Below are 13,532 nucleotides of genomic sequence, written 5' to 3'. Positions count from 1 at the left end.
GCGATTAATACAGCGATTCACCGGTTGTTTTTTTGCTCAAAATGTTGCCGATGAGCACCAGAATGAGTCCAACTACCGACTTGAATAGCCCCACTGCTGTTGTATAGCTGTATTGCTGAGACAGCAGCCCCGCCTTATAGATATAAGTGTCCAGAATCTCCCCGTTCCCGGTATTAAGCGCGTTCAGGAATACCCATACCCGCTCGAAGCCAAGATCAAGAAATCTCCCGATATGGAGAAGGAACAAAATCATAATCGTCGGTATCAGAGACGGCAGTGTAATGGCTAAGGTTTGTTTCCAGCGCCCGGCTCCGTCTACTTCAGCAGCCTCATAAAGATCTGGGTTTATTCCTGCCAACGCGGCCAGATAAATGATCGTACCGTACCCGGAATCCCTCCAGATACCGGAACTGATCAAAATCGTGCGAATGTATGAATTTTCACCAAGAAAATAAATTGGTTCAAAGCCGAAGGCTTGTAAAACCTGATTCACAATCCCTGTTCCTGGGGAGAGGATACCCAAGGCGATACCGCTGACAATTACCCAAGACAGGAAATGGGGCATATAAACCACCGTTTGCAAAAACCGTTTGTAAAACACAAGCCGAATTTCATTCAGCAGAAGTGCAAGCAATATTGGAGCCGGAAAGGCGAATATAAGATCATACAAGCCTAGAAGAATTGTATTGCTCAAGATTCTTCCGAAATCCTGGTATTGAAACATCGTCCTAAAGTGCTCAAGTCCCACCCATTCACTGCCTGTAAAGCCTTTAAAAATGTTGTAGTTTTGAAATGCAATAACTGAACCAGCCAACGGCAAGTACTTGAAAATGATGAAATACAAGATCCCGGGAATCGCAATCACATAGAGTGCTCTGAATTTCCACATGTTTAAAAGCAAGGATCTTTTCGTGTCGGCTTTGTAGTTAATAAGGTCAACCCCAGTTAACTTAGCTTTCATAACCGTTTCCTATAGATCCTGTTTTCAGCAGGTTCGCCGGAGCATTCTCATCCAGGGGAATTTCTTGAAATTCGACGGTAATAAATCGTTCATCCCGTTCAATAATTCGGGATAACTCCCGCGTGAATACGGTGACTATCTCCTCCTTCTGCTCACTCGTTCGGCCTTCGTACATCCTAATCTCAATATGTGGCATCGGCCTTCCTCCATTTCCTTGAATAGTGAATGAATCTAACCTCATTCTACCTACAATAAAGCGCTTGCAATATGGAGTTTCTATGAGTGAGCTTGTGTTTTCTTTAGGGTATATTCGGTAACGGCCAACCCTCTACTCCCACATGATCATTTTTGAAATAATTGCGACTTATACTGTCAATAAGATTCCCTTGCAGGATGATCCCTTTTCCAGCAAGAAGTCGAATGCCGTTCGTATTGCCAATCAGCGAATTTCCGATCAATTGAACGTCCTGCGGGTCGCCCGCTCCGATATCATTTGCTTTGCTGTCGCCGGGATCATGCTCAAGGGATACAGCCCAATAATTCGACGCAGTATTGTTGCGAATGATATTCTCCTTAATGATTGTACCTGGCCCGTTCAAAATCTGAATGCCTTTGGCGTCCTCTATATGAGTTGTATTTTCAATCACATTTCGCTCGATGACTGTATCCGGAGTGCCCATAGTTACATTGATTCCTTCTCTTGTATTACGAATCGTATTGTCATGGATATAGTTGCGCGGTCCTGACTTACTGTGATTGCTGGGTGCTGTACCCCCGGTGTTTCCCAGCCCGATCGCCGCGCCGTAGGGAATGTCACTAATCAAATTGCCGTATATCTCGTTCAAATATTCGAGTTCTCCATGCAGATCGATGGCATCCAGCTTTGTATTCATAAACTGATTGTTTCGCAGGACATTGTTATGGGCAACAAATTGGATCAGCGCCCCATGCCGCAAATAAGGGCCTTCGAAATGGGAGTCCTCCACAACATTCCAAACCGTGTCGTTCTCATACCCGTTGCGGTCCTGTTTGGCCATGCCCTGAATCGACACACCATAGCCAGCACCGCCCGGCCCTACATCTGTCGCATTTCGGAACGTGCTGCGGCGTACGACAATATCACGGCTGTTGTCGATACGCACACCCATACGTGAATACTTCTCTACAGTAACCCCATCAACCGTGATGTTGTATGACGGAACCTCACCAAAATTTGCGATGGTAATCATGCTGTCGGGACCACCTGCGTCCGGGTTGTTCACTTTATGATCCGTCGTGTAGACACCGTTCCAGGTAGAAGTCAATGTGAGGTTGGATATGGACAGATCATGCTGTCCGGATACTTTCATCAAGGTGCTGTTTTTCACCTTATTGAGAGATGTCTTGAGGATGGTTGTTGATTGATCCTCACCGCGAAGGTTTACACCTGACTTGAGCTTCAAATTGACAAGGGTATCCAATGTTGAGTTCAAATTATAAACCCCAGACGGCAAATAGACCTCATCGCCGGGCTCAGCACTGTTTATGGCAGCTTGAATAGCAATACCGTCATCTGTGTCGTTATCGGCGAGATCAGCATTATAGTCCAGCACGTTCCAGAGGCGCCCAGTGGTAGTAGGTGAGGAATGAACCGGATGCACCGTACCATCAGGTTCAGTTAATCCGGGAGCTGTGAATGGGATCGGTTCCCGGGGTGGATTAGGCGTGTAATTCGGAATGCTGGCTACAGGTGTATCTCCATTTGCGAACGGCGCATAGATGTTTACCTCCGATAAACTTGTAAACGCGCTGCCATCAGAATTCCCAAGACCTACGATGCGCACATATCTTGCTTCTGTGTCAGGAAGATCGAAAGGTTGCATCTCTATCGTCCTGAACATACTTGCACCAGTCCATATCGTAGTCCAAGCCAAACCGTCATTTGAAGTTTCGATACTCAATTGAGCCGTGCGCGTATCACCTTTATAAACGGCAATACCTAAATAACTGATCTGCTTCTCTTCGCCTAAATCGTATTGGATCCACGGGCTGTTACCTGCAGCGGACCAACGGGTGAACAAGTTATTATCGATGGTATTCGTTGCGATATTGCCATCGCTGTCGCTAGCTGTCACGTTTGCAATCGCATAAGGAATGATGGGTTCTGTAAGCGTTGACCGGGTAAAAGCAAGCGGTACGGATGTATTGCCCGACTGATCCACCGCTTCAACCTTAAAGCTGTACGCTGTGCTAGGGCTAAGCCCAACGACTGTATACGTTGCATCGTTAACATTGGATAACAGGGTGTTATCCCGGTATACGCGATAGGAGGCGATACCTTGATTATCGCTGGCGGCCGGCCATGAAAGTTGAATGAACTCTGTACCTATATTGACAGCCTTCAGAGAACTTCCATCCGGCCAGGAAGGTTTCTCAAGGTCACTTGAAGGTTCAACCGCTTCTTGAACAACAAGCTGTGGACGGGGGTTGCTGTTGCCATTAGCTTCTTTCGAATAGACATTGAGGGAAATTCCAGTGCTTGCCGTATCACCAAGCAGAAAAGCGATATTACCGCCCGATGCGGACAATCTGTCTCTGACAAACTCAGACACATCGATGCTGTAAACCTGTGGAGCTCCTGATTTGTCTGCCGTTACGGTAAATTTCCCACTTAACGAAGCAATGGTCAGATCCGTGACAGGCGCATTGCTCCAAGTCAGCTCCGATTCAGTCCAATTTGTATCCTTTAGGCCGAATAACGAAAGTTCGAGGTCCGCATTGGATGAACCCTTTTTGGCAGCAACATTAAAAATATACCTGTTTGCAGGATTGCTATATGAAGAGACATCAAATTTAAAATACACATATTTCTTGTTCTCGGCGCCAGACGAAATACTGAACAATCCATTGCTGCTGCCCGTCGCGCTATTGAAGTTTACAGTGGGCTTGCTGCTGTCGATGACTGCATCGTCGCTCGGTGTCAGACTGGCTAGATCGCGGTATACAACCTCATCATCAGATGTTGTTGCCGTTCGATTCTTTACATATTGATCCATAAAAGCCCAAGCCTCGGCGCTTGCTTGCTCAGCCGCTTCGCCTATAAAACCGTGACCTTGTTTAGGTACAATTTTGACATCGACCACTTTCACGCCTGCATCCTTCAATTGACTGGAGAACGTAATACTGTCCGTGTATGGGATCGTTGCATCCACATCCCCATGGCGGATGAAAAAAGGCGGATCGTCCGGTGACGCATAAGTGCCAGGCATGGCCAACCTTGCCTGGTCTGGCACAGAGAACGCGTCGTTCCCGCCTAAAAGCGCCTTCACGGATTTATAGCTATTAGCGAAATTTGTTGTAAAATCCGCTGGACCGTACAGATCGACAACGGCTTGCACTTGATCAGAATATTGCTGCCAACCGCCATTCCCCTCCAAATCCGGAACGTTTACGGTATGTCCAGTATCCAATGTGATTGTCTCGCCTGACTTGATGTCCCCAGTGGTACCGAGCAGTGAGGCCAGATGCCCCCCTGACGACGAACCCCATACACCGATCCGACTCGGGTCCAAATGGTATTCTGCCGAATGCGCGCGCAAGTAACGGATAGCAAGCTTCACATCCTGAATTTGCGCCGGGAATGGCGCTTCCGGGGTTAGGCGGTAATCCAGCGATACTCCGATATATCCTCGCTTGGTTACATAGTTGCAGATACTGGCAAGGGCTTGCTTCCGGTCCCCATGGTTCCAACCTCCGCCATGAATGTATACCATCACTGGCATCGGTGCATGAGGCGGGATCTTAGGTACGGCAATCGAAGTATAAATCGGCCGCGTTCCAGCGTTCCCAATCAGCACATCTTCATACAGCTTAACGCCTTCAGGAACCACAAACGGCTTAGGTTCAACCGGTGTAGGGATTGGCACCGGTGTCTCTGCGGGTGGTATTCCAGGAATCGCTTGAGCTTTGAGGGCGACACTATCGATGTACATATTCGCGCTCATCAATTCCCCCACACGGACCCGGATCTTGACGTTCGGGTTGTTGTCAGCTCCGCTGCCCAAGTTTTGGACTTTGAGTTGGTTCGGCTCACTGTTCTTTTGTTCCAGCGTCCCTGGGGGCAGCTTAAATTCCTCCAACGTTGTCCAATTTATCCCTCCGTCACCTGACCATTCTACGATGACGCTTCCTCCGATGTAGGAGGATGCCCGTGTATAATAACTCAATTGAAGATTGCGGTACCCCGTCGAATTCACTGGCAGCGCCAATGCATCCTTGCCATCGATTTTCACCAGATTCGGTACGGACGGGGCCGTGGACGAAACCGAAGTTTTCGCCATGCTGTTTCCTTCACCTTCCTGCAGCCAAGGCCCCGGAATGGTAACGCCACCGGTCGATCCAAAATTGTCAGGGTCATCGAAGTTTTCCTCGTAGAGCGTAACATAGTCATCGTTTATTCCGTCTGCATAAACTTTGGTAAGCGCTTGCATTTCCAAAGGCGAGTATAACAAAGCCAACGCCAACAGTACTCTAATGCCCACTCGAAAAGCTTTCCTATATAGTCCGTTTCTCAAATGAATTCCTCCCTGACATGGTATAGGTAATCACAAGCATTATGGAGTTCAAACCTCTTTTGAGATGCAGCTTATTAATGTCGGGACAAAATTACACCGTCGTTATTGTTATAACGTTCTGTTGCTTCCTTGACGACGTCACTTCCCCCTTTCTGCAGCCATTCCTCCACCACCTTCGGATAGTCTGAGATCGGCTTTTTGCCGTATACCATATTGATCACATGCGTCAATATAACAGGCGGCAATTTATCTCCACCTGGAGTGATGTCCGGGTTTTTCTGATAGCCTTTTACTTGCGGTTCAAATTGAATCCCGTCGCGTCCCTCATTCGCAAGTACTGTGTCGTAGAGCTTCATCAAATCTTTTCCTTCGGGTGTGAGACTAAGCGCGCCTTTATTGTAGGTAGTATCCTGTACGAACCACAGCAGGATTTGACGGAACGTTTCCTCATCAGCTTCATCGGCTGTTTTCGGTCTGTTATAGTTAATATTTCCGTTCTCTACAGTGTAGTTTTCCCCTTCAATTCCGAAGGTAAAAAACTTTTCCGCTTCGTCACTAACCATCCAGTTGAAAAACTTGACGATCCCGGCAGGATCTTTCGCATCCTTGTTAATTAAATACGCTCGCGGCACCGTACCGACAAGACGAAGTCCCCCCTTACCGTCAGGTCCTGTGGGCGAGGCGATCAGCTTCATTTTACCAGTAGGCACCTGTTCTCTTAGCTGCTGATCCCATTGGATCAACAGGTTGGCATTCATGTTCCAGATACCCGCCTTGCCTGCAAGAATATCGTTCTTGAATTTCGTGGGATTAATTGTGACGAACTCTTTGTTTATCAGTCCTTCGTCGAACATTGTCTTGTACGTTTGGATCGTCTTTTGCATATTTTCGATATTCATAAATTTCGGGACAATTTGATCCCCTTGTTTCATAAAGAAATTGGCAAAGGTATCGTAAGATCCGAAGAACATATCCGAATATATAAAGTCCTCCCGGCCCATATAAGGATTCTCCACACCCATCTTCTTAAAAGCACGCATGACATTCAGGAAGTCATCGACTGTTTTAGGCTCTGGCAGCCCTGTTTGTTCCAAAAGATCCGCACGAATCCAAGTTGCCCGGCGTGACGGATTGGACAGCCATTCCGGAATCGCGTAGATATTACCTTTCGCATCGGTCTCCTTGTCCCATGCCTCCTTCGGAACTTTCTTGAGAAGATCTTGCCCATACTGCTCAAGCAATTCATTAAGTGGCATGAATACTCCAGCCTCCACGGAACCTGCCAACTGAGGGTTCGTCAGCCCAGAGCTTGCTTGCACGACATCCGGAATGTCGTTGATCGCGAACATTTGAATCATTTGGGAATCAAAATTTTTCTGCTGCATCAAACGGATGTTAATATCTGTATTTGTAAGTTCCTCCAGCTTTTTGACCCATTTGTCATCATTGATATTCGGATGATTGTCTGCATACGAAATGTTTCCGCTCCGGAACGATATGGAGAAAGCAGTGGTTTTTTCTGGACTCTCCCCAGCTTGCTCTTCTCCCCCCTTATTAGAAGAGGAACATCCATTCATAGAGGCGGCTAATAATGAAACTCCCACCATGGTAAGCATCCAACGCTTCATTTCCATCAACTCCCTATTACAAAATTTGGGACACGGCACTAGAATGACTAGAAGTTCGGAGGGGCTCGATCATGGGCCGCAACAGTTTTGCTAAATGCTCGCTCATTAGCGTGTGTCCATAATCGGAAGGATGAATCAGATCGGAGGTCAGCGAGGTAAGATCGCGCATGACTGATGCGCCATCCAGCAGATGTAGTTGTGGATGTTTATTGCTCTCACAGTAACGAAGCAGCACTTCGTTAAAAATCCCCTCTTGGACATGAAGAAGATGGCCTGCATCAAGAAAATACGTTGCACGATTCGGATAAATCGTAGTAACAAACACAGGTTTGTCAGGATGATTTTCGATAACCCGGTCCAGCATGTAAGACACTCTACGCTTGAATTCCTCGGGAGACACTACAGCACGCATATTGACACCAAGTTCCAGAAACAGAAAATCCCAATCCTCACGTTCAGCCAGATGATCGGCAACTACGTCCTCGCAATAACAAGATCCGCTAAGCGCAAGATTTAGCACATCCACACCAAGTCTGCGCGCTGTCTGCTGTAAGTAACCATTGAAATGATGCGTGGATCCCGCGCTCTGGCTGATGGAAGATCCATAGGCGAGCATCGTAAGCTTCGGTACCTCATCCGGTCTAGGCGCACGTGCTTCACAACCAAAAGCATCCACATCGTAGAAAACAGCTCCGAAACGATCAAAATGCAAACGCCATACGTTAGAGGAAAATCCAGACTGATTCAGCCGCTTACTTGATACCTCTGTAAAACGTTCCGGCTCCTCCAAGTGCAGAGTGGTTACCGTACCCGCCTGCAAAAAATGCTGAGAATGAAAAAAATCCCCTCTGCATACCACAACTCGGCCGTTACTATCATTCGATCCGACAGTGACCCTAACATGCTTGGATTCGGTGACAAACCGCAATTCGCAGCCGTTCGATTGTATAGCTTTGGTTCTTCCTTTCTCTGACAAGCCATTGCGCACATGCTGTGGAAAACGCTGGAGATGTAATCCAGATTGATAGGGTTTATGAACCAGCTCCGAAACATTGTGAAAATAAACGCCTTCCTTTTCCATCGTTGCAGCTACACCACCTTAATAATAATTAGTTCGCGTTAACTCATATCTGACTTCTATTGCATCATATAATAATAATAAAAGTATAGTCAACATGTTTTTATGAGTCATATATGAGTCAATTATTGTGCGACAAACAAATACTTCAGCATAACAAAAAGCACAGGTTCAGAATTGAACCTGTGCCGGAATTTTCGAAAAAACTTTCAGCCCTCAAGAGTGCTGAGTCTCCTGATTTACCGTATTCAATATCTCCTCAAGCCTGCGGCATAACTCGTCGTTGTCCAGTAGGCCTGATACAAACATCATGATATCGCGTTGAATCTCTTTCAACTGGAGGTTGCTTAAACCCAGCTCTGTAACCAGACGATAGGTAGGGAAGATCTCACGGTAAAGCTGAAAACGGGCCGGACGATAACCCACTTCCTCACCTTCCCAATCCATCACCAAACGGTTGGCTGCAATATTCAGTGTCTTGCGCCTAATGATCAGTTGCGCCTCGTGTGAGGTGAGAAAATCAACGAGTAGCATGGATGCATCCTTGTTCTGTGATTTGCTGTTAACCGCCAGTCCATTTATAATCAGCAGCGTATCAGCATTTTGCAGCCGAGGCAATGGAGCAATATCGAATGCCAAATCGGATTGACGCAATTGATTCAAGAAATAATAGGTCGTCATTATCATGGACACTTTGCCTTGCAAGAACAAGGCTTCCGCATCCGCATCGCTCTCGGACAATACGGCTGGAAATACATCCTTCATGCCTATCAGCTTTCGGATGGTTCCTAAACTGTCGAGTAGCTTTGAGCCACTGAACCGGTATTTGCCTTCGTCATCCTGTTCTGCCGCAAACGTTGTGCCGCTTTGAAGCAGGAACAACGGCCACCGGTTACGAGAAGGCAAATAAAAATAAAAACCGTACCAGTCATGACCTTCTGCTACCTTTCGACCATTAGCGAACAAATCGTCCCAGGTCCAGCTACTGTCGGGTGGTGATACGCCGGCTTCCTTAAAGTGCTGTTTATTATAACAAAGCACGACTGGAGAATAAATAAAGGGGCGAACACGATTATGGTCACCGTACCGGAACGGGTCGGAAAGAAAACGATACGTGTCCGGCTGTTCCTCCATCGGCTCCAGCAGCTCTGTACAGCCTTGCTCCAAAAAATCCTGGTAATTGTTATTATTCATCAGTACGACATCCATGATTTCCGATTGCAAATATTCTTTCAAAGATGTTGAGTAGTTTCCTGAAGACAACTCGAGCGGCTGAACGTCGATATGCGGATAGCGTTTGCCGAACTCATTCAGTAGCTCTTGCATCTCTACAAGCTTGGGGATGGTGTTCACATATCCGAACTTGATCGTCGTTCTGCCTTCCTCTACCGGAGGGATGACCCGATTGCCAACACGCGGAATTTTCTCAATTAAGCCTTCATCCACCAGCACCTTGAGCCCGTTGCGCACAGAAGCGTTACTAAGTCCGAAACGCACCTCTAAGTCGCTTTCTGAAGGAAGATAACTGCCGATCGCTATACTTCCCGAACGAATTTCATGTCGCAAGGTTTGAATCATTTCCTCTAGCCTAATCCTGAAAAATTTTCTGCTATTCCTTTTCTGCATTGGGTTTCCTCGCCATCTTCCGATTAATCGAGCCCATAGGGACAAGTTTATATAGTATTCATCATACTGAAATCCTTTGGGAACGACAAGTATTCGGAGTCTGGCCCCATATAGCGTATGTTCTGCACCAACGGTGTCATACAGGACAGTCAATACACCGTAATCCTCTTAATACCCCATATAACTCTCCAAACCGGCTGGATCTATAATGATCATTTGCTTGTTTCCGATTAGCTCAATAAGACCTGAATCTTCGAACCTTGAGAATTTTCTGCTAATAGTTTCGCGGGTGACCCCAACATAACTGGCCAGCTCTTCACGAGACAACGGAAGGTCAATATGAATATGAGCGCCACGCTGCTTACCATATTTGTCGCTGAGTTCCATGATCATATAAGCAATTCGTATTTCGGGATCTTTGGTCGCCAGGCTTTGCGCCAGATTTTCCGTATGGGCTAGTCTTTTGGTCACACTCTTCAGTAGCCTGAGCGAAATATCCGGATTATCCCTCATCAGCTGCTCCATATCCGTTCGGGTCAGCATGCAAATGTTAGTGTCTTTCAGAGCATAAGCACTGAAGTTACTCAGCTCATCGCTGTTAAAAATGCTCAGTTCCCCGAAAAAGTCTCCATTCGTCAAGATGTGCAAAATTTGTTCCTTGCCCTCAGGAGTTGTTTTGGATAATTTAACATGCCCTCGCTGAATAATGTAGAGCGTATCCGACGGCGCCCCTTCCAGAATTAAAGGTTGACCTTTAGTAAACTTACGATGCTTGATCATAGCGCTGATCCGGGAGAGATCGTCATCGCTTAACGCAGCAAAAATAGGCACCTTGCGGGTACAAGGTTCAGCAGCGTATCGGCAAGAATACTCCTTCATAACTGTCCCCCCTGTTGTTCATTTTTTTTGTACAACTTTTACTTTCCTTTAGGATACAAAAGTTTTTTTGTCTTCAACCGCTGCAAAATGACTGGTATCTTCACCGCATACCGGACAGACCCAATCTTCAGGCAAGTCTTCAAATGCAGTGCCTGCAACAACATCCTCATCGGGATCGCCTACTGCCGGATCATAGATATAACCACAGGGTAGACAAATGTATTTTTTCATCTTTATCATCTCCTAAAAAGTTAATAGTTTAGTTCAACCTGGCTTGTACTTCAGCCATAATCTCCTCGATGCTGCTCCCGTTAACATCGATCCCCTCAAGGGGGATGCCTTGCTCTACAGCGGTTTTATACCCCAGTGAAGCAGCTGCTCCTTGCCAGGATATCGCACCAATCATTGTGTTATCTTTCACATAGATTCGCGTATACGCCCCATTTTCTTCTCCGCGTACCACCGTATCGCAATACCGTTCATCCACGTTGCCTATCGAAAATAAAGAGATGCCAAAGGCATTAAATAAGGTAACCGGAACAGCTCTACGATACGCAGTCAGATTGGCAACCATATTACTGCCGGCAATCCGGCCCTGCTCAATCGCTCCGCCCCACAGTCCTTCCACATGCCCGTTAACTTCAGCCACATCTCCGGCTGCGTACACATGTGGATCATTTGTTTGCATTTGTTCATTTACGATAATGCCCTGCCGGACTTGAATACTCGAGCCACTTACCAGTTCCGTATTCGGTACAATACCAATGGAGTAGACCACATGGTCACAGGAAAAATGAGATTGGTCGCCCAGCGTAATTCCGGTAACAAACTCTGTTCCTGTAATAGACGCCACATCTGCTTGAAGAATAACCTTCACACCTGCTTGTTCAAGGTTCTCCTTAAGTAGTTGTGAGGATTTCTCATCAAGCTGTCTGCCCATCAACCGGTGAAAAGCTTCGATCACCGTTACCTGATATCCAGCTTCATGCAGCGCCCAAGCGGTTTCGATTCCCTGCACTCCCCCACCGATTACGGCTACATGGCTGCCATCCTGCAGGTTTTCTTTCAATCTGTCCGCGTCGTTCATGTCCCGGAGGGTATGAACATTGTTCAGGCCGGAGCCCTCAAGGGAAAGTTCACGATTCTTCGCTCCCATGCACAATAAAAGCTTATGATAAGAAACACTCTGCCCATCTTCTGTCACAATAATTTGCCGGTCCGGATGAACAGAACGGATTCGGGTCGAGGTTTTTACGGATATACGGTTATCTCGGTACCATTTTTCCTTCTTAATCAGTACCTTCTCACTGTGCAGGTCGGTAAACAGCCCTTTAGTCAGCTTAATCCGGTTATAGGGCAGTTGGCTTTCCTCCCCGAAGATCGAAATTTCCGAATCTGCGTCTTGATCACGGATGGCTTTGGCGGCATGGACGGCGGCTACTCCGCCGCCAACAATAACGTAATGTTTTGTCATCCTATGCTCCCCTCCCTAAAATGAACTCAGCAGCAAATCCGATACAAATTCAGCCGCATTTTTAATTTTTTGAACTTTCTCAGGCTCTTTCGGGGAAAACCTGATTCGTACAGGGAACTCTACATGTGTCATCCCCGTGGATTTAATAACCTCAGATGTGCTTTGCACCGTCATGTTTGTTCCATTCAGATAATCCTGAATGACTTCAATGGCTTCACCACTCCAACCGTAGGAGCCAAAGGCTGCAGCAAGTTTGCCTTCCAGATTCATATTGTGCAATTCTTTCAGAATGTTCTCCAGATTCCCAATCATGTCCGCGTATTTAGTGGAGCTGCCAATAAAGACCGCGTCAGCTGACGTTATGCTGTTCAGAATATCGGTGGCACTGCTTTTATCTGCATCCCAGACCTCTGTCTCAATATTATTTTCCTGCAAGCAATCCTGTATAATTTTGGCCATCTTCTTGGTACTGTTTTTGATGGTGGTATAAACGATGGTTGCCTTTTTTCCTTGCGTCGTTTCGCGGCTCAATGTGGCGTACATCCCGATATATTTACGTATGTCCTCCCGGATCACAAACCCATGGGAAGGAGCGATCATCCGGATCTCAAGATCCTTAACAGCCTCTAACAGGGTTCTTACATATCTTCTGTGAGGATGAATAATTGCTGCGTAATAGCCCTGGAAATCTTCCGTAATATCAAACCCGGCTTCATCGCTGAATAGATTCTCCACCGCAACATGCGTGCTGAAAATATCACAAGGAAATAAGATTTGATCTTCGATACAATAGGTGATCATCGTTTCTGCGGTATGGAGATACGGTGTTTCTTTAAACAGCAGCGTTTTCCCGCCAATATCCAGCTTATCTCCGTCTTTAACCACCAGGAAGTTCCGGCTATGAAGCTTGTACATTTCCTGCAATTCGGGAACAGCAATCTCGGTGCATACGATCGTGGCATTTGCAGCCTTGGCAGCGAGAGCTGCCAGTCCACCAGAGTGATCAGGCTCTGTATGATTAATTACAATGTAATGGATATCTAGAAGATCAATCATTTCACCCAGACACTCGGCATATTCACGTCCGAATTCCATATCTACGGTATCAATGACAGTTGGTTTACCTGTTTTTAATAAATAAGAATTATAGGTAGTTCCTTTTGCCAGAATCAGGCGGTGAAATGGAACCTGGCGGTTATCGATTTTGCCTATCCAGTAAGTATCCTCGGCGATTTTTTTGAATTGTGTACTCATTTCTTTAACCTCCAATGTTTGATTGATAATGTTTATCAACAACCTTATTTTATTATGGCTGCCAAACAAAAAAGAGGAT

10 protein-coding genes are annotated in these 13,532 nt (G+C 46.4%); all 10 read right to left on the bottom strand.

Translation table 11 applies throughout. The features are described 5' to 3' along the window. Positions 1-4 precede the first annotated feature (4 nt). Positions 5-961, bottom strand: a complete 957-nt coding sequence (locus tag NSQ66_RS10535) for an ABC transporter permease subunit (protein WP_036689353.1) — start codon at positions 959-961, stop codon at positions 5-7. After that, positions 951-1,157: a tautomerase family protein gene (locus NSQ66_RS10530; protein ID WP_051491612.1), complete on the bottom strand. Its 207-nt coding sequence runs from the start codon at positions 1,155-1,157 to the stop codon at positions 951-953. Before NSQ66_RS10530 ends, NSQ66_RS10535 begins: the two co-directional genes overlap by 11 nt. A 103-nt stretch (positions 1,158-1,260) precedes the next feature. Continuing rightward, positions 1,261-5,514 (bottom strand): alpha/beta hydrolase fold domain-containing protein, encoded by a 4,254-nt coding sequence (locus tag NSQ66_RS10525; protein WP_076140934.1) that lies wholly within the window; start codon positions 5,512-5,514, stop codon positions 1,261-1,263. 74 nt (positions 5,515-5,588) lie between these two features. After that, the gene (locus tag NSQ66_RS10520; RefSeq protein WP_076140933.1) at positions 5,589-7,142 is read right to left on the bottom strand and encodes an extracellular solute-binding protein; all 1,554 of its coding nucleotides are present in this window, start codon (positions 7,140-7,142) and stop codon (positions 5,589-5,591) included. Between the two features lie 16 nt (positions 7,143-7,158). Further along, positions 7,159-8,223, bottom strand: coding sequence for a GDSL-type esterase/lipase family protein (locus NSQ66_RS10515; RefSeq protein ID WP_038569861.1), 1,065 nt, complete (start codon positions 8,221-8,223; stop codon positions 7,159-7,161). A 213-nt stretch (positions 8,224-8,436) separates the two neighbouring features. Next, positions 8,437-9,798, bottom strand: coding sequence for an extracellular solute-binding protein (locus NSQ66_RS10510; protein ID WP_170914164.1), 1,362 nt, complete (start codon positions 9,796-9,798; stop codon positions 8,437-8,439). A gap of 216 nt (positions 9,799-10,014) precedes the next feature. Continuing rightward, entirely contained in the window at positions 10,015-10,725 is a 711-nt protein-coding gene (locus NSQ66_RS10505) for a Crp/Fnr family transcriptional regulator (RefSeq protein WP_076104615.1), read from the bottom strand. Between the two features lie 48 nt (positions 10,726-10,773). Then, positions 10,774-10,956 (bottom strand): rubredoxin, encoded by a 183-nt coding sequence (gene rd, locus NSQ66_RS10500; RefSeq protein ID WP_076140931.1) that lies wholly within the window; start codon positions 10,954-10,956, stop codon positions 10,774-10,776. 28 nt (positions 10,957-10,984) lie between these two features. Further along, positions 10,985-12,199 carry an FAD-dependent oxidoreductase gene (locus NSQ66_RS10495; protein WP_076140930.1) on the bottom strand — a complete coding sequence of 405 codons (1,215 nt, stop codon included), beginning with the start codon at positions 12,197-12,199 and terminating at the stop codon, positions 10,985-10,987. Between the two features lie 15 nt (positions 12,200-12,214). Further along, the gene (locus NSQ66_RS10490; RefSeq protein ID WP_076100878.1) at positions 12,215-13,453 is read right to left on the bottom strand and encodes an FprA family A-type flavoprotein; all 1,239 of its coding nucleotides are present in this window, start codon (positions 13,451-13,453) and stop codon (positions 12,215-12,217) included. Between the last annotated feature and the right edge of the window lie 79 nt (positions 13,454-13,532).

This window comes from Paenibacillus sp. FSL H3-0329, from assembly GCF_037963285.1.
GTDB classification, from domain to species: domain Bacteria; phylum Bacillota; class Bacilli; order Paenibacillales; family Paenibacillaceae; genus Paenibacillus_AQ; species Paenibacillus_AQ odorifer.
This window is presented reverse-complemented; position numbering and strand designations above follow the sequence as displayed.